General features: G+C 37.1%; 11 protein-coding genes. 2 read left to right on the top strand and 9 right to left on the bottom strand.

Going from position 1 to position 18,082, the window contains the following annotated elements:
* Positions 1 to 39: 39 nt before the first annotated feature.
* The 6 genes from GD441_RS11920 to GD441_RS11895 all read right to left on the bottom strand — a co-directional run bounded on the left by GD441_RS11920 (position 40) and on the right by GD441_RS11895 (position 8,738).
* Positions 40 to 960 carry an NAD-dependent epimerase/dehydratase family protein gene (locus tag GD441_RS11920; RefSeq protein WP_153126664.1) on the bottom strand — a complete coding sequence of 307 codons (921 nt, stop codon included), beginning with the start codon at positions 958 to 960 and terminating at the stop codon, positions 40 to 42.
* Between the two features lie 24 nt (positions 961 to 984).
* The gene (locus tag GD441_RS11915; RefSeq protein WP_153126663.1) at positions 985 to 2,313 is read right to left on the bottom strand and encodes a flippase; all 1,329 of its coding nucleotides are present in this window, start codon (positions 2,311 to 2,313) and stop codon (positions 985 to 987) included.
* Between the two features lie 13 nt (positions 2,314 to 2,326).
* Positions 2,327 to 3,559 carry a glycosyltransferase gene (locus tag GD441_RS11910; RefSeq protein WP_153126662.1) on the bottom strand — a complete coding sequence of 411 codons (1,233 nt, stop codon included), beginning with the start codon at positions 3,557 to 3,559 and terminating at the stop codon, positions 2,327 to 2,329.
* A gap of 68 nt (positions 3,560 to 3,627) precedes the next feature.
* The gene (locus GD441_RS11905) at positions 3,628 to 4,689 is read right to left on the bottom strand and encodes a glycosyltransferase family 4 protein (protein ID WP_153126661.1); all 1,062 of its coding nucleotides are present in this window, start codon (positions 4,687 to 4,689) and stop codon (positions 3,628 to 3,630) included.
* Positions 4,690 to 4,950: 261 nt separating this feature from the next.
* Entirely contained in the window at positions 4,951 to 6,453 is a 1,503-nt protein-coding gene (locus GD441_RS11900; protein ID WP_153126660.1) for an N-acetylmuramoyl-L-alanine amidase, read from the bottom strand.
* A gap of 38 nt (positions 6,454 to 6,491) precedes the next feature.
* The gene (locus GD441_RS11895; protein WP_191992176.1) at positions 6,492 to 8,738 is read right to left on the bottom strand and encodes a SpoIID/LytB domain-containing protein; all 2,247 of its coding nucleotides are present in this window, start codon (positions 8,736 to 8,738) and stop codon (positions 6,492 to 6,494) included.
* Between the two features lie 371 nt (positions 8,739 to 9,109).
* On the opposite strand from GD441_RS11895, the gene secA2 reads away from it, so the two are divergent.
* Both secA2 and GD441_RS11880 read left to right on the top strand, forming a co-directional pair.
* Positions 9,110 to 11,512, top strand: a complete 2,403-nt coding sequence (secA2, locus tag GD441_RS11885) for an accessory Sec system translocase SecA2 (RefSeq protein WP_153126658.1) — start codon at positions 9,110 to 9,112, stop codon at positions 11,510 to 11,512.
* The gene (locus tag GD441_RS11880; protein WP_225434215.1) at positions 11,493 to 12,392 is read left to right on the top strand and encodes an accessory Sec system S-layer assembly protein; all 900 of its coding nucleotides are present in this window, start codon (positions 11,493 to 11,495) and stop codon (positions 12,390 to 12,392) included. The genes secA2 and GD441_RS11880 overlap by 20 nt, the downstream gene beginning before the upstream one ends.
* Before the next feature lie 119 nt (positions 12,393 to 12,511).
* On the opposite strand, the gene GD441_RS11875 is transcribed toward GD441_RS11880, so the two are convergent.
* The 3 genes from GD441_RS11875 to GD441_RS11865 form a co-directional block, all read right to left on the bottom strand.
* On the bottom strand, positions 12,512 to 12,916 hold the full coding sequence (locus GD441_RS11875) for a hypothetical protein (protein ID WP_153126657.1): 405 nt from the start codon (positions 12,914 to 12,916) through the stop codon (positions 12,512 to 12,514).
* A 471-nt stretch (positions 12,917 to 13,387) separates the two neighbouring features.
* Positions 13,388 to 16,885, bottom strand: a complete 3,498-nt coding sequence (locus GD441_RS11870) for a S8 family serine peptidase (RefSeq protein ID WP_153126656.1) — start codon at positions 16,883 to 16,885, stop codon at positions 13,388 to 13,390.
* Positions 16,886 to 17,209: 324 nt separating this feature from the next.
* On the bottom strand, positions 17,210 to 18,082 hold an 873-nt coding region (locus tag GD441_RS11865; protein WP_153126655.1), incomplete at its 5' end, for an IS3 family transposase.

Here is an 18,082-nt window from a genome sequence, read left to right as displayed (position 1 = left end):
ATGTTGCAGTACTGTTACATTATTACTTTTAAGCTGAAATTATTGGCTATTTTTCTCAATAAAGGCATCAAATGTCTTTTTTAACCCTTCTTCTAATGAGTACTTTGGCTTCCATGAAAAACATTTGGTAATTCGCTCGTTATCTAAACAGCTTCGGTATATATCCCCTTTTCTAGGCTCAGTATACTCGAGTGGAAAATTTTCACCAGAAATGACCTTTAGAATTTCAACTAGCTGATTAACTGATACTTCTGTGTTTGTACTGACATTATAGACACCGCCGGGATTTTTCAAGGCCAGTAAATGGGCTTCCGCAATATCTTCAACATAAATGAAATCCCTTGTTTGACCGCCATCACCGAAAATATGCAGAGTTTCATTTTTTATTATTTTATCTATAAAAATCTTAATTACTCCGCCTTCTCCATCATTTGATTGCTTCGGACCAAATACATTGGCATAACGAAGAATCGTGTACTCTATTCCATACTGTTTACATAAAAGTTGAATATAGTGCTCCCCTGTCATTTTCGATAATCCGTATGGAGAGGTAGGTGCCATCATTTCAGTTTCTTTTAAAGGGCATGCTGGATTATCTCCATAAACAGCTGCAGAAGATGCGAACAGGAATCGCTTTGCTCCTAGTTTCTTTGCCAGCTGTAGCATTTTGACTGTTCCTTCTATATTCTCACTTACATCATAAATCGGATCCTCCACAGAATCTGGAACACTGGTTTGAGCTGCCAAGTGAATAATAGATTCTATTTTATAATCCTTTAAATAATCGTATAAATCATCGTCCCTTATGTCTTTTTCGATGAGAATGTCATCATGATCAATATTGTTACGATCACCTGTTACAAAATTGTCTACCAATATTACTTCGTAGCCATGATCTTTCAATGCTTTTTTGGTGAATGTTCCTATAAATCCCGCACCACCGGTTATTAAAACAGACATCCTTATTCACCTCAACAACTTTATTTACGCTATTTTTCTTTTGAGACTCTTTAAAATGCTCATGAACATTTTTATATCCGATTTTTTTACTAACAAAAACTCTTTGGCAGCTTGTTTTGTCACACTTCCGTAAATGAACACTTTCATCATAAAACTAATGATATATGTTATAGACGATGCTAGGGCTGCACCTGTTACACCAAATTTAGGAATGAATAAAAGATTCAATAAAAGGTTGATTCCGACATTAGCAAACGAAACATACATGTTTAAATCAGGTCTTCCTCGGCCGGCAAGATCATTCGATAAAATCTTCTCAACTGCTAATACAGTAAGCCCAGGCAATAACCATTTTAATATAAAAGAACTTTCAGCGTATTCTTTACCAAATAATAGCAAGATAATATCGGAAAAAAGAAAGATTCCAGCACTCACACAAATAATAAAAGCAAAAATGGAGCGACTCACAAGTGCTGTAATTTTGTTACGATCTTCTTCTTTGTTAGAAGAGGCAATCCTCGGTAACAAAACTTGAGAAAAAGATTGGGAAAAAATAGAGATCTTTTCTCCTAAATTAACCGCTACAGTGTAAATTCCTACAGCTGCCGGTGAAAGAAACGCCCCAAGTATGAGAACCCCCATTCTATAATTTAAGAAGGTCATCATATTGCTTATGTGAGCTTTTAACCCATATGATATAGCTTGTTTTACATAGCTCCAAGAAAAATAACGTAATGAAAACTCAACCTTATACCATTTAAACAGCATAACTATACTATACAATACTGATAAGGTATACCCTAATACAAAGGATAAAACGGCACCTATCAGCTCAAATTTAAAAATATAGAGGAACAGCACCATGCAGAAAAGAGTTCCAAATTGCTGAATCACTAAAACCGTGTTATACAAACGGAAATTTTGGATTCCTTGAAAAATCGTTTGCAAAAAGATCATTAAAAACATAAACGGTAGTGCACAAAGGCTTAATAATAATATGGTCGAATCCACACTAGAGAATTTACTATCGCCCCATATTAAAATGATCATAAGTCCTATTACGATGCTTATGAAAGATAGGAGGAGAGCTGATAAAACACTTGTAACAAATGCTTCTCTAAGCTCAATTTCCTTCTTACTGACAAAGTAAATGGTTGAAGTGTTGAGACCTAAGTTTAGAAATGTCATTAACATGAGCGGCAAGTAAGTAATTAAAGTATATTTACCTTGTCCACTCGGACCAAGGGCCCTAGCAATAACAATAAGTAATAGCATGCCAATTATTATGCTGACCACCTGGCGTGTTAACGTAATGATACTATTCAAAAGGAATGAATTCTTCTTTTTTTCCATTACAGAAAAACCTCTAATCTTTTAGCAATGTTGCAAACTCTTTGTAATTCTTAGCTGCATTGTATTTTTGGTTCCAAGTATCATAAGCACAACGGCTTTTTTTAGCTTTTTCCTCGTCCGTTAAGCCATAAAAATACGCGAGGTTTGATGCAATATCTAAAGCCTGAAGATCTTTCTTAAGAAGAATTCCGTTTTCGGAATTAACAATTTCTGATGTCCCTCCAACATCAGTAGCCATAGCTGGTATTCCAAAACTAAACGCTTCCATAATTGTAACAGGAATTCCTTCACTTTCGCTCACATTGACGAATAAATCAAACTCGTTCGTTCGATAAATCTCCATTATTTCATCATTCTTCTTATTTCCCAAAAGGTTCACTTTCATTTGTTCTGGTAATTCCTTAATCGTTTCCTCAATCTTTCCACGCTCAGGACCATCACCAATATGTGTCCATTCAATTGGGAACTGGCAATGCTTTAACGCTTCTGCAAGCAAATGTATTCTTTTGACTGGTTTCAAATACGAACAACTTACAATTCTTAAGACAGAAGAATGTTTATTCCCCTTGATATGATCTGCAGATCTAGTTGTTTTCGTACCAAGTCTTTGAACAGAAAGCTTATTTTCCAATCCAGAATATTTTTTGGTTAAGTAAGACAATCCATTTTCTGAAATCGTGTAAGTATGGTCTAATCCTAAGAGAATTTTTTCTTGAAACGGAATATAGGCAGGCTGATGACGTTCAGCATATAAATCGCCTCCGTGAACACGAGAAACACATTTAGCATTCAATCCCTCTTCCTTAAGCATGGTCAAAGCTAAGGCAGAAGGCGTGAGCCAATAGGAATAGAATATGTGTTGATCAAGGTGATCTAGAGCCAATTGAAGTTTGTCTTTTATTTCACAAGCTATGGAAAGCCAATTTAACATAACAAGAGGCGCTTTCCATCCATAGTTCAAAGATTGTGATAGCTCTTTAAAGAACCATTTCCTATTCCTGCGATTTGTAAAAACATGTAGTACTCTAAAAAAAACGGATGTACGGTCATTCTCAAAAATATGAATCACTTCAACGTTATTAGGGACTTCCCTACCCCATTGTTTTTTATTAGCAGTATCTCGATTAGTAGGTATCAAAATAATTTTTTCAAATTCTTTTGACAGAACTTCCAATTCTGCTTGTAAAAATTCTTCTCCAGGAGGATAGGGATATCTGTTTGAAAGAATCACAAGGGTTGATTTCATGATGATCTCCTCAGGGATATTTTAGAAATAATTTAATTCAAAAAGCTGTAGGTATCAATCCCTACAGCTCAATTGTTTCTGTCTCCGAATTTCTTGTGTACATTCAAAAAAGGCTTGTACTTTTCATTTACTAACCCAATGGTCTCAGCTATGAAGGAAGTTACCAGTAACAAACCAACAATTATTGCTATTGAGCCCCACAAAGTCGCCTTTGAAAACACAAGAGCACTTATGCTAAAGAAAATCCCCAATGCATAAATGATGAGGACAGTAGCCCTATGAGAGAAACCAAGTGCTAGGATCCGGTGGTGTAAATGGGATTTATCCGGAGCTGAGATTGGCTTTTTATTCACAATTCTTCTAATAATGGCAAATGTTGTATCAAAAACCGGTACTCCGAGAATAATAATGGGTACAACAAAACTAAATAAAGTGACACTTTTATACAATCCTAACAAAGAAAGGATGGATATAATATATCCAAGGAATAACGAACCAGTATCCCCCATAAAAATTTTCGCAGGGTGAAAATTATAAAAAAGAAATCCAATTGTGCTAGCTAAGACAATGATTGCAATGGTAAAAATCAGAGTATTGCCATTCACTCCAGCCATAAAAGCAATCGTTGCTATACAAATGGATGAAATCCCGGCTGCAAGGCCATCTAATCCATCAATTAAATTAATGGCATTTGTAATCCCTATAATCCAAAGAACCGTAATCGGATAGGATAATATACCAATATCAATCCGATCCACAAACGGGATATAGATAAAATCAATGGTAAGTCCTGAATGAACAATTAATATAGCAACCATTATTTGTCCAAACAGCTTTGTTTTAGCAGAAAGCTCGAATTTATCATCCAAAACGCCAAGAGTCACAATAATGATTGCTCCTAGGGTAATGGTAAAAATGTGTTGATTGTGTAGTCCTGTAATAAAATATCCAACTATTACACCAATGAATATAGCTAATCCACCTAAGCGTGGCATAATTTTTGTATGAACTTTTCTGGAGTTAGGCTGATCAGTAGCTCCAACTTTCACTGCTAATTTCATTACAAGTGGAGTTACAAGAAGGACAGTGATAAAAGATGCAAAAGCAGCAATTAATAAATTCTTGTCCATGCGAAAGCTCCTTATTTCATTAATATTACATCCTTTATCAGTTTAACACAAAACCAGCAACATTCAACTAATTTATGAAGGATTGCTGATTCCTAATAGTGTGTGCATTAAGTGCCATATTCATAAGAACTGGCAAGAAGAGGCCAGCTACAATGCTTCATCACAAAGTATGTACTTTCTAAGACCTATCAAAATTTTTCAGTTTACTCAATAATTACCGATGAAATCTCAACCTTTTCATCTTACTATTTTTTGTATAAATCACTGATTTTTCCAATAGGCTGATATACCCTGAAAAATAGCCTGCGCTGCCTTTTCTCTAAACGTAGAAGTTTTTAAAAGCTTTGCATCGTTGCTATTAGAAATAAAAGCTAACTCCGTTAGTACACTAGCCATTTTACTGTTTTTAATTACATAGAAATTAGCTTCTTTGACACCTCTGTCCTTTGTACCCAGCTCATCAATCAGCTCTCGCTGGATATAAGTAGCAAGCTCCTTACTTTCCGCAGCTGCATACGTTCTGTTCCAATAGGTTTCCGTCCCGGATGCGGAAGGAGAAGTGGAAGAATTTATATGAATACTGACGAATACATCTGCACCGATGGAATTGGCCATTTCCACTCTCTCTGTTAAAGTTGGATACGTATCAGAGGTTCTAGTCATGACTACTTTTGCACCTTGTGCTGAAAGCTTGCTTTGCAGTCTTTTTGCAACATCGAGAGTAATATCCTTTTCTTTTAGCCCATTGCCTATAGCTCCTGTATCCGATCCTCCGTGACCAGCATCAACTACAATCGTAAGACCTAGTAAGCTTAATGCTGTCTGGTTGACGACTTTCGCAGGAACAGAAGCCAAACCGCCTAGAACCGTGAAATGAATAATGGATTTTTCAATAATGATTTTTTTTGTCGCTTCAGGCAAATAATTAGAATGCGTAAGCAAGATCGGTGCATTTTGCTTTGCTGCTAACACAGAACCGGTTAGAGCATCTGCAAATGATAAGCCAGTGGCAAGAAAAACTTTATCCGTTTTCATATTCAACTGCCTAATAATGTTTGCCGCAACCTCGTACCGGTCACTCCCCCCAATTCTTTGCGGAGCAGGAAGCTGGCTGGCAACTTGAGAACTCACACTAGCCAGACCACCTACCACGATGGAGCTTTGAGCATTTCTTGCCTTAACAGCATTTTGAATTTTACTTGGAAGACTGTTAGGCAAGGTTAATAAAATTGGGTATCCATTTCTCGCTGCATATGGAGCAATCGCCAATGCATCAGGAAATTTTGTCCCATCAGCAATGACAATTTTAGATGATGCCGGCAGTTCAGCAGCAATGGCAGCCGATACTTCAAATCGATCACTACCAGCTATTCTTCGAACATTATGAATGCCTATGCTTTTTATTTCAGAAATGACTTGATCAGATATACTACCTTTTCCACCAACCAGGATGACTTCACTCGGTGAAAGCCTAATCATTTCTTGCTTTGTGATTGCCGTGAGCTGATCCTTTTGAGTAAGTAGAATCGGCGCATTTTTATAATAAGCTAATGGGGCTGCAGATAAGGCGTCTGCAAAAGCATTAGCATTTGCCAATACAACTGTATTTCCAGTTGTTGACCAGCCTTTCTTAGAAATATTAACTGCCACCTCAAATCTGTTAGCGCCATCGATTCTTTCAATTGTTCCTCCGGCGGCTGTTGAATAAGGGACATTCATCAAAAACAGCGGCAACAAAAGAACAATGATTAATAACTTTTTCATTTTTCGCTCCTTTAAATCTTTTAATCTTTTTTTCTAGATTAATAGTTTTCTGTACTCAGAATAGATGTAGGATAATAGAATTGAAGGATTTGCTCATACGTATGGCCTGCTTTGGCACGATTCTGCGCACCGTTCTGGCTCATTCCAATTCCATGTCCATACCCTTTTCCTTGAATAGTAAAGGAGTCCTGAGATTGAACAACGTTAGTTAATAAAGTGCTTTTAAAGCGTGTGCCTCCAAACATCGACCTAATCTGTACACCTGTACGGTTCATATCAACGCTGTATTTCTTTAGCGGACTTGTGCCATTACAATTACTATTTTCACAGCTGTATTGGTTGGTCGATTTGTCTTTTATGTAAAAGTCGACTTTTAAAGTAGCACTGGCAATTCGATTTGCCGGATTTTTTGGTCCCATCACAAAATTATTGATACCAATGATTTTAATATCCTTATTCGCATAACCAGCAGTAGCCAAATAGTTTTTAACGGCAGTGGCTAAAACTGAATCCTTTTCAACGGCAGAATCCCACCACCAACCTGGATTGTACAAAATTTTTGCTGGATCAAGGTTAAGTTCAGTTGCTAATTTTCCTAAATCTATTTGAACCTTATCAACCTTTACACTCCAACCGTTACTCGGGTCACTTGGGTTAGCACTTGCATCAAACGAATCTGCTTTATTATCAAGATACGGTAGCTTAGTCGTGTTCCACTCATCTTTATTTGTTGCAGTATATCCACCATTGCTTGATGAGAAGAATGTTTGGACTAACTCTAAATTTCCTTTAGAGTTTTTAAATTTAAGCACTTTTCCTTTTGTAGCATTCACAGCCTGGTTCGTCCGATCATCCCATTGGTAACCGCCATATACTTGATAGCTTTGGGTATCCACAACCGTTTTACCAATATCATCAACAGAATAGGTTCTAGCTGCTACAGCTTGAGCTTTTAATGCCTCTATTTCCCAGCTTGCTGGCATTTCCCTTGGTACTACACCCTTTAAATAATCTTCAAATGGAATATCTCTATTAATCGGTCTAACATAGCCATTTTCAATCGTAAAATCCATTGTACCAAGATATGGTTTGTTATTGATTAAAATTTGATTAGAAGAGGAGTAATTCGCCGGTACTAATCTGAAATGATTGGAATCAAAAGATTTTACAACGGTAGTCCCTTGATAAAGTACCAGTGAGTTATTCACTGCTTTTACTGAATAAGAAACACCAGGTTCTAGCGTATATTCGTTAGGTAAGCTATTCACTAATGTGTCTGAAACAGATGCTGTACCACCAAGAATATGGAAGTTTGATGTTCCCTTACTACTAATGACAGCCGATACTGAGGCAGGTAATTTGGTTGATGGCGTCAGCAGTAAAGGAGCGTCTAATTTTGCAGCAAGCACAGAACCTGAAAGAGCATCAGCAAAAGAAGCCCCGTTTGAGAGAAAAGCAGTTTCTGCATTCATATTCAACTCTTTAATGATATTAGCAGAAACTTCATATCGATCCTTCCCGCCAATTCGAACAGGAGCTGCCAGTTGATTTTCAACATTTTTACTTACACTGCTTTCTCCGCCGATAATCAGTGTACTTGTTTTCCCCACCAATGCCTGTGTAGTACTTTCTGGCAAAGAAGAAGGAGTCGTCAAAAGAATAGGAATTCCATTTTTCGCAGCATAAGGTGCGATTGCTAAAGCATCAGCAAATGTAAGTCCGTTTGTAACTATGGCTTTCTGTGCAGTTGGAAAATTTTCTGAAACCAGCTTAGCCACTTCAAAACGACTTTTCCCGCCAATTCGTGTAACATTTGGAGCGAGGGTTTTTAGCTTTGCTTCAACTTCAGTAGATACACTCCCCGAACCACCGATAATAATAATATTGGAAGGACGAAGAGCTTTCATTCGATTTTCCATTACTGCAGGTAATGCGGTTGAGCTTGTCATTAAGATCGGGGCATTATATTTGTATGCCAATGGTGCTGCAGATAAGGCGTCAGCGAACGCCTCAGAATTTACAACTATGACTGTGCTGGCAGACTGCCATCCGGCAGCTGCTACCCGGTCAGCTACTTCATAACGATTCGATCCTGAATAACGCGTGTTGTTGTTGGAGAATTTATAAATTCCTTTTGTTGACATATCGAGACTTTGTTTATTTCCAATATAGTTTTGCAGCTTAACTGATATTGTAGAAGCAGCTGATGCTGCAAAAGGAGATACAAAGGAGCCAAAGAATAAAACAATAGACAGCAGCAATACAAAGACATGTTTTCTCCTCATTTTCTCATCCCTTTCTTTATGTATTTTATTTATAAGTCTACTTTTTGCTTTATTCTTCATTGAAACTAGAAGACTACCAAAAAATTATAAGACAAAAAGTGATCTTAAACATCCAACGAATAGAATATGGTAAGTGTAAAACTTAACTCCCTATTTTTCTATTATATTCCAATTCATATAAAAATTTCTACAAAACCAGAGCTAAAGTTCCACTGCTTCGACAATATTTTAAAAAACTTCTCCTAGAATCGTAACATACTTTTTACCTCTTTTTCATTAAAAGGCAAATATTGTTACTAGAACAAATAAATAGTACATATGATATAATTTAACTAGTTTTGAATTATTTCATAATAACAGGAGCGAACATAATGATATCCAAGGTGAAAAAAATCTTTGATGATAGTGCCAAAGATTTAAAACGATTCACTAAATTAACAAATCAAGTAAATAAACTAGAAGAAAAGTTTGAAAGACTATCAGATGAAGAATTAAGAAGTATGACCCTTTCCTTTAAGGAGCGTTTAAAAAAAGGAGAGTCTCTGAGTGATTTGTCTGTAGAAGCATTTGCTACAGTTCGTGAAGCAGCTAAACGAGTGCTGGGATTAAGACATTACGATGTTCAGCTGATTGGTGGATTCGTCCTTTTCGAAGGAAGCATTGCACAAATGCAGACCGGGGAAGGAAAAACTCTTGTCGCAACACTTCCAAGCTATCTTCATGCCCTTGAAGGTAAGGGAGTTCACATCATCACAGCAAACGAATATTTAGCAAGACGCGACAAAGAACAAATGGGAAAAGTTCATGAGTTTCTAGGACTGACAGTTGGCCTAAATATTTCTAATATGGATCCAGCACAGAAGCAAGAGGCCTATCAAGCAGATATCACATACGGTACCGGTACAGAATTCGGATTTGATTATTTACGTGACAATATGGTTGATTCCAAGAAGAAGAAAGTACAAAGAGGTCATCACTATGCCATCGTAGATGAAATTGACAGCATACTAATTGATGAAGCAAGAACTCCTCTTATCATTGCTAACAAGTCCAGCCAGGGAGCCGAACTGTACGAGATTACTGCTCATATTATGAAGAGTTTTGTTGCTGGTGAAGACTATGAAGTGTTCCAAGAGACTAGACAGGTTCACCTTACAGACAATGGAGCTTACAAGATCGAAAAAGCATTTGGTATAGATAATTTGTACGCAGCAGAATACCAAGTATTGCTTCATAATGTCACCCAGGCTTTAAGGGCACACACGATCATGACAAGAGATGTCGATTACATTGTTAAAGGAGGAAAGATCCTTCTTATTGACAAATTTACTGGACGTGTCATGGAAGGAAGAACATTCAGTGACGGCTTGCATCAGGCCATCGAAGCAAAGGAAGGCGTAGAAATTACCGAAGAAAATGAAACGCAGGCTACGATTACTATTCAAAACTACTTCAGAATGTATCACAAGCTTGCTGGAATGACAGGCAGTGCTACACCGTCTAAGCAGGAATTCCTTGACACTTATCGACTTCCTGTCATCACTGTCCCAACAAATCGACCTGTACAAAGAATCGATTACAAAGATCTTGTATTTTTGGATTATGCTTCAAAAATTAAACGTATAGTAGAAGAAGTAAAAAAGGAACACGAAAAAGGACGACCAATCCTAATCGGAACAACCTCCATAGAACAATCCGAAAAGATTTCTTCCTATTTATTAGAGGCTAGGATTAAACATCAAATCCTTAATGCTAAAACAGAAGAAGATGAAGCGCGGATTATTTCAATGGCGGGTCAAAAGGGACAAGTTATGCTCGCAACAAACATGGCGGGCCGCGGGACAGACATTCTCTTAGGTGAGGGTGTTCGTGAACTAGGAGGACTCCATATCATTGGAACTGAAAGACATGAAAGCAACAGAATTGATATGCAATTAAGAGGCCGTGCAGGACGTCAAGGTGACCCAGGTTCCTCTCAATTCATCATTTCTCTTGAAGATGATTTATTTACATATTATGACGAAGAAGAATTAGAACGATTCAAGAAAAAAGTAAAGACTGATGAAAATGGTCTCATTGTGAGCCCGGATCCTGCTAAATTTGTTGCGAAGGTACAAGAAACAGTGGAATCCAATCACTTCTCTTTAAGGAATCATCTGCTAAAGCTGGACAATACACTCGATCAGCAAAGTAAAATCATCTATAACATGAGAGATCGTTTGTTGGATTTGGAGAGCAGTAGCCTATTTGATGAACTATTAGACTATATGAACCAATTCTTGACTAAAGCCATTGAGAAATATTGTCCAGAGACTGAGGAAAATGTCAATGTAAAAGGGCTGCTGGAAGAACTTTCTCTCCTCTTTTATCCAACTGAATGGAAGGAAAAAGATTTTCTGGAATTAGAGCCATTTGAAATCAAAGAGAAAGTTTTCAAAGAATTTGAGAACGTCAAGTCCTTTATCCTTAATTTCCAAAATGATGAAAGCTTAGCTGATGAATTAAAAAGAATTATGCTACAACAATTGGATAGCCAATGGATTCAGCATCTTGATATGATGACAGAAGTTAAAAACGGAATCTCCTTGAGAGGATATGGTCAGGAAGATCCGTATCGACAATTTGAGTTTGAGGCTTTACACGAATTCAATGAACTGCTATACAGGATCTATTCAAGCGTTAGTATACGATTTATCAATTACGTGAAAAGTCTTTACGAACTAGACGGTTCAGAGGAAGAGAGGGAATTAGTGTATGATGGCCCTATTTCGTAAGAAGAAAAGGAAGCTGATCGAGGACGAAACAGCTGTTACAGTCGAACAAGAGCAACAAGAGAAATCCGATGAAGAGACAGTAAGTACGACTCTTTCTTTTCATGAAGACTGGATTATGGAGCCTGAAGAAAGATTTGTATATCAGTATTATCACCAGCAGCTCCCAAAACTGAAGCCAAATCAAATTTCCATAAGCGGAAATAAATTAATTGAGTATGAAGAAGGCTTTGTTGTTGTTGCCTTTTTAAGAAATACTCTTCCTAAACCGATTAAATTTGAGAAAGTGAATTTACTGCTCATTGATGAAAACGGTACTCCTTTTGCCAAAAAGCAATTTGAGATGGATGATTTCGGCGAACTGCCGCCAAACTCTTGCAGACCATGGCGTTTCCTATTCTCAAAAGAGGATAGGCTAACAGATACGATTCCATCAACTAAAAATTGGAAGATTGCTTTCGAGCTGCAATCCCATAATAATGGAAGTAACAATCATAAACTTGAATTAGAGTCTAGTTGGGAAAACCAAATATCTCCCGCTCAAAAAGAACATCTTCTACAACTTTTGAAAAAGCTTCCTCCTCTTAAAACAGGAGAAGTTAACTTTGTCGGGATTGAAGCTAAATTCGTCCAAGAAGGTTCGTTTGCTGTAACAGTATTGATCAGAAATGGAAGTACAAAAAATATAAGGCTGGAACAAATCCCATTAGTGGTTGAGGACGGGGACGGAGACATCATTTGCCAGGGTGGATTTACCTTGAATCTTGAGGTTCAGGCAAACACCAGCAAGCCGTGGACATTTATTTTCCCAAAACAACTCGTTTTAAAAACGAATCCAAATTTAACAGGATGGAAAGTATATCCTCCAACTAGCCAATCATAAGGAATAAATAGAGCTTCTTAGAAAAAGGGGCTTACCGAAAGTCAAATTGAACTTTCGGTAAGCCCCTCTTTTTTATTTATGTATATATAAATGGCGTTCCTTTTATGGCTCCCTTTCAATCAAGTAAAATCAGGCCAATTTTTCTGCATTTCATCTCCGTTTAATTTCTCAAGCGTACGATATTTGAACGGAACCAATTCATTCTCTGGTTTTGCAATCAGCTCTTTTGCGATCTCAAAAGGAATCAGGTTAAATTGTTCCTCTTCTTCCGCAAGAAGATATATGCCAGCGATTTGCCCTTTATTTTTCATATCCAATGATAAAAACGCAGGATAATAGGTCCCGTCCTTAGCTTCAAGAACAGCCTTCACTGTTACAACCTCTTGATCCTCTTCCAATAATTCATCCATTATTTTATCGAGGACTTTGATCGCCCAACCTTGCTTTTTATAACCTCCAATAAACTTCGGGGGATTCTTTTTAAGATTTTCAATAATTTCTTTCACATCTGCTTGCGTAACCATGTCCCTACAGACTCCCTCCAACCAGTTAATAGCCGAATAATAATAACAACTCTAAAAATCTATTCATTCATCCATGTAAATATTATGATTCTCCTAGTTTAAGTTACCATAAAGTTTATTATTTCTGCAAATATCGACTTGTAGAATAATTTAGCATGAATGTAAATAACTTAAAAAACCTTAGGTATATGTTCCTTAAACAAACGTCATACAACCTATGAGTTTTTTACTAAGGCTCTTTCCGTATAGATTGTTATTTTGGATTAAAAAGTTTGTCCGTTGATTGCAGCGAGAGGCACTTGCTTTTTGCGATAGATGAGTACATACATTTTTATAATCATGATAGATACCAAAAACATTAAACGGCCTTAGCCCTATGGAATATAGAGCTAAAGCCGCTTAAATCATTTTTATTTTTTCCACTGTCTACTTGACTGGGTGCAATTCATTTACGCCTGTGGGTATTATCACTTATTTTTTCTCAATTGTTAGTAAATATGGTTTAATTGTTGCATTTCCCAATGAATCTTTTACTTTGATAAAATATTTCCCTTTTCTTAATTGGATTGGCATGACTTCTGATTGGGAAAGCGGATAGTAATCTGCATGACTTACTTGCTTGCCATTTTGGTAAATCGTGATCACTCCATCCAGCTCATGTCCTCCTTGAAGCGTTATATAACCATTGAATGCATCCTTGACCTCAAACATATACCAATCCTCATCTCCATATGGGACGCCTGTGTTGAAATGCCCTTGAGCTTTCCAAAGTTTAGCATTTTGTTTTTTCAGACTTAACGGCTTAGAAGGGGTATAATGTTTTACGCTTGAGCCTTGATCTTCATCCTTATTCACAGTTGGCGCAACAGTTAATTGGTATGGTACTAACGAAAGCGGTGTTTGACCATCAATCATACCCAATATCACAATGATGTAATTCTTCCCTTTTTCAACCTTAAAAGAACCATAGTTACTTTTATTCGAACCATTTTCAAGCCCTTTTACAATGATAGAGGCGCGTTCACTATCGGCTTCATCCATTTTTCGATTTTTATTTATATCTTCTACAACAATAGCAATCCCATTAATAGGAGATAATAAAGCCTTTGGATATTTGGATTCCCAGCCTTTTTGAATCTCTCCATTTTCTAACAATAAGCTATAGATCCCCGTTGTCTTACCTTCTAGGTAAAACGCGTCAACATCATTTGGCATAGCAAAATTGCCTTGAATGGACGGGGATGGAAGATTTTTGATTTTTTCCAAGGAGTCATTATTTTCATATCGATCTCCAGGATTTTCGACAATCAATTGTCCATGTAGACTATATGCATCCATACTAAGACCTTGATATGGGTTAGGCATATAGTGGATGAAATAGGTTTTTCCTTTTGTTAAGCCTGTAAAAAGTCGATTATTAAATTGATCGTAAAACCAATTATATGAAACGTTATGCCCAATTGGATTTAAGTAATGGACGAGTTTTCCATCTTGATCCTCAGCCTCTTCTACACTTAACACTTCCACATAAGGGTTTACATCTGATTTGACTGAAAGGTTGAATTGGTAAATACCTGTTTGAGTAGGTTTTAAAATATACCAATCTTCATCTCCAAGGGTTTGGATATACCCCGTTTTCTTTTGACCTATCTCATAAGGAACCGCATTATTGCTTATATATTGATAGAATTGTTCCGGGTCTTCATACATATCCGGAATTTGTACTTCTTTGTCTTCAAGGCTAGCAAACACCCGTTGTGCAGCGGTTTCTGCAGCTTTTACCATATCACTCGCAGGAGGAGCTTCTCCGCCTTCACCTTTAGGCATGTCTTCATCCTGAGGGAACACCTTACCTTCAAGCTTTAATTGATATGGAAACAAGGAGGATTGTCCTTCTCGATTCATTCGATTCATATAGGAAATATAACTCCAAAAATCGTTCTCATTAAAAAAGTTATCTCGCTTACTCGAAATTCTCAGTATATATTCTGTATTCGCACTAACAGGAAAGACAGCAGTTTCTCCTTCTCCAACACCACCAGAATTCTTATGGAAATCAGGGCCCATCTCTTCAAAATTAGGAGATACTGCCGGAATTTCTTCAGCTGGAATTCCTAAACTTTCTTTATTATAAACAGATAGATGAGAGTCAACTCCCGGAACCCCATTTATGGAAATTTTCATAATTTGCTCGTCATTGGTTTTAAATATGAAGAAGTCATCATCTCCTTTTTCCCCAATGAATTGCATGTTGTTTGACATATAAGGAAAGCTACTGATCCTAACGGGAGCATCAAAGGTAGAATCATCAACTGGAAGTTCCTTGCTTTTACTTATAGTCAAACGATAATAAGACTGCTTCCTGCTGCTATCATCATAGCTTCCATTCACATCCTTAACCCCAATGGCAACCATTCCGCTGAATGGAGCCTGTATAAGCTTCCCTTCTTCAACACCAGCAGAAACATCATTTAATTCGGTAAGCTGTACACCTTCATCCGAATAGAAATGAATCATCATTTTATAATCGTATTGGGAAGCTCCTAATAGATTTAGTTGAAGGTACTCACCTTTTTCTACGTATGCCTTATACCAATCCTGTTGATAAGGCTTCGTAATAAAACCTTGCTTGGTGAACGTTTTTCCTAGGTTAAAATCTTCTGCATATTCAACAATTTCCTTCTGTGTCCAGTTGCCTTTCACAAGTGAAGGAACTTTTTTCAAATCGAACTTTAATGCTGCAATCGGATTAATAAGACCATGGCCAAACTTCGTATCAAACCCTAAACTACCTAAATCGGTTGCTGTATGCTCCAATATGTATTCAACCTGTGCAGGCTTTAAGTTAGGATATTTTGAAAGCAGCAAAGAAACCACTCCGGCCACTACAGGAGATGCCATGGATGTTCCACTTATTGCTTCAAAGCTTGATTTTTTCTCGTAATGATAGATCGGACCGTATATATCTTCTCCTGGAGCAACAAGATCTACAGAAGGACCAAAAGAAGAAAAAGAACTTAATTGCTTTTCCTTATTGATTGATCCAACACCAATAACTCCTTCGTAACTCGCTGGATAGTTCGGAGAAGCATTGCCTTCGTTCCCTGCTGCCGCTACAATTGTCACACCTTTATCGATGGCCGTTTGAACAGCTTCCTCTAGTATCTTCGATGGTACAGGGGATCCTAAACTCATATTAATGACTTTCGCGCCATGATCCACTGCATATAGAATAGCTTGGGCAATGGTAAAATCGGAAGTAAACCAGCTTCTATCAAATACATCAATTGGAAGAACCTTTACTTTAGGATTGATCCCGTATCCCCCAATCCCGTTATCTTTGCGGGCACCAATGATCCCTGTAACATGAGTGCCATGTTCGTCAGGTGTACCTTGGTTCATTGGATTCAATACATTATATCCTGGTAAAAACAGTCCTTGTAAATCAGGATGCTTTTGGTCAATGCCTGTATCTATGACAGCAACCGTTACCTTATTCTTTCCAGCAAGCTTTTGGGCTTCAGCCATTTTTAATAGAGAAAGATGATATTGTTCTTTTACTTTTGGATCAGCTAATGCTGTATAGGTTTGATAGTTTGCACTCCTTGTGACTGATTCTACTTTTTTATTTTTTTGATAATAGGACAAAGCTTTTTGTAGTCCTTTTTTGTTTGTCACCTTTACGATGGAATATTTCAGTTTTGACACTTGCTGAATCACAACAGCTCCCGCGCTTCTATGCTCAAGAGAAGAAAGAGGCTGTTTGTATTTGATCACCAACGTGTCTTCACTAAATAAGGGTGGTTTGGTGGATTCGTTTTTTTCCTCCATAAAAGTTTGTTTTATGACGTCTGTATTCAACTTGGCTGTAAGGTTACTGGCAGAGGCGGATGTTGCAGAAATCGTCGGTGAGACCAGAAGAGAAAATCCTAAACCTAGTGCTATGATCTTTTTAGTAAGTAATTTCAAGTAGCTTCCTCCTATTCTATCTTAATAACTCTATCATACTTTACTTGTGATAAATTGGAAATAATTTCTTTTCTACATTTTTTTCTCTTTTATTTGATTCAACCTACATCCTTTTTTGTTCATAGTTGAATGTTTTTTTCTTATTCATAGGTTTTATTACAGAAAAATTATTTTGACATAACAATAAATTTTTAAAATGAGGAAAAGAGAAAAATAGAATGTAATCCAAAAGAGGAAGTTACAATTACGAAGTACCCTAAAACTAAAAAAGCCCAGTGGAGATTATTTGGACTGACCCACCTATTTGAGACACAGAAAAAACACCTATGCTGCCTGTTTCCTGAACTCAATAGGAGACAGGTAGTTTAATTTGGCCTGAATTCGAATTTGATTATAATAATAGATGTAATTCTGAACCATTTGTTTTACACTAGAATTAGTGAGATTTTGTTTTTCTTGTGAATAGAATGTTTCAGCCTTTAATGAAGAATGAAACGATTCTATTACGGCATTATCATGGCAGTTTCCTTTGCGGGACATGCTCGTGGTAATGCCTTTTTCTTTGGCTAAATGTTGAAAAGCATAAGACGTATAGACCGCCCCTTGATCGCTATGGAGTAACACTTGTTTTGGTTGTCGCTCTTTTACGGCCATTTCTAGTGTCTTTAACACTAGCTGAACATCCTGTCGGTCGCTGATTTGATAGGCAATAATCTCATTATTGTATAAATCCATAATGGTTGACAAGTAAAGCATCGAAGTACCAAACGTCAAATAAGTGATATCCGTTACCCACTTTTCATTTGGTTGAGAAGCCGTAAAATCACGGTTTAAACGATTCGGTACGATGATTTTACTTTCTCCATTGATCCAGTTTTGACGTTTTTTCTTCACACGGCATTGAAGATTCCGTTTTTGCATGATTTTTTGTACGGTTTTGCGATTCAACTTGATTCCATATTTAAGCCGTAGGACTTCTCTTACCTTGAGATGACCATAACGATAATGATTCTTTACACAAATTTCTTGAATCAACCGTTCTAACTCTGATTCCATCATGAACTCTTCCCATTTCTTTTCCCATCGATAATATGTCGATCTTGGAATTCCTAAACAAGAACAGATAAGGGTAACAGGATATCTGTCTTTTAACTCTCTTACAACTTGGACCACTACTTCTGGCACCATCTCCTCTCG

The organism is Peribacillus tepidiphilus (assembly GCF_009466385.1).
GTDB lineage: Bacteria > Bacillota > Bacilli > Bacillales > DSM-1321 > Bacillus_BN > Bacillus_BN tepidiphilus.
This window is presented reverse-complemented; position numbering and strand designations above follow the sequence as displayed.

Coding starts and splice junctions, on each gene's coding strand:
- GD441_RS11920 (WP_153126664.1), bottom strand. CDS start 960: ATGTCTGTTTTAATAACCGGTGGTGCGGGATTTATAGGAACATTCACC.
- GD441_RS11915 (WP_153126663.1), bottom strand. CDS start 2,313: ATGGAAAAAAAGAAGAATTCATTCCTTTTGAATAGTATCATTACGTTA.
- GD441_RS11910 (WP_153126662.1), bottom strand. CDS start 3,559: ATGAAATCAACCCTTGTGATTCTTTCAAACAGATATCCCTATCCTCCT.
- GD441_RS11905 (WP_153126661.1), bottom strand. CDS start 4,689: ATGGACAAGAATTTATTAATTGCTGCTTTTGCATCTTTTATCACTGTC.
- GD441_RS11900 (WP_153126660.1), bottom strand. CDS start 6,453: ATGAAAAAGTTATTAATCATTGTTCTTTTGTTGCCGCTGTTTTTGATG.
- GD441_RS11895 (WP_191992176.1), bottom strand. CDS start 8,738: ATGAGGAGAAAACATGTCTTTGTATTGCTGCTGTCTATTGTTTTATTC.
- secA2 (WP_153126658.1), top strand. CDS start 9,110: ATGATATCCAAGGTGAAAAAAATCTTTGATGATAGTGCCAAAGATTTA.
- GD441_RS11880 (WP_225434215.1), top strand. CDS start 11,493: ATGATGGCCCTATTTCGTAAGAAGAAAAGGAAGCTGATCGAGGACGAA.
- GD441_RS11875 (WP_153126657.1), bottom strand. CDS start 12,916: ATGGTTACGCAAGCAGATGTGAAAGAAATTATTGAAAATCTTAAAAAG.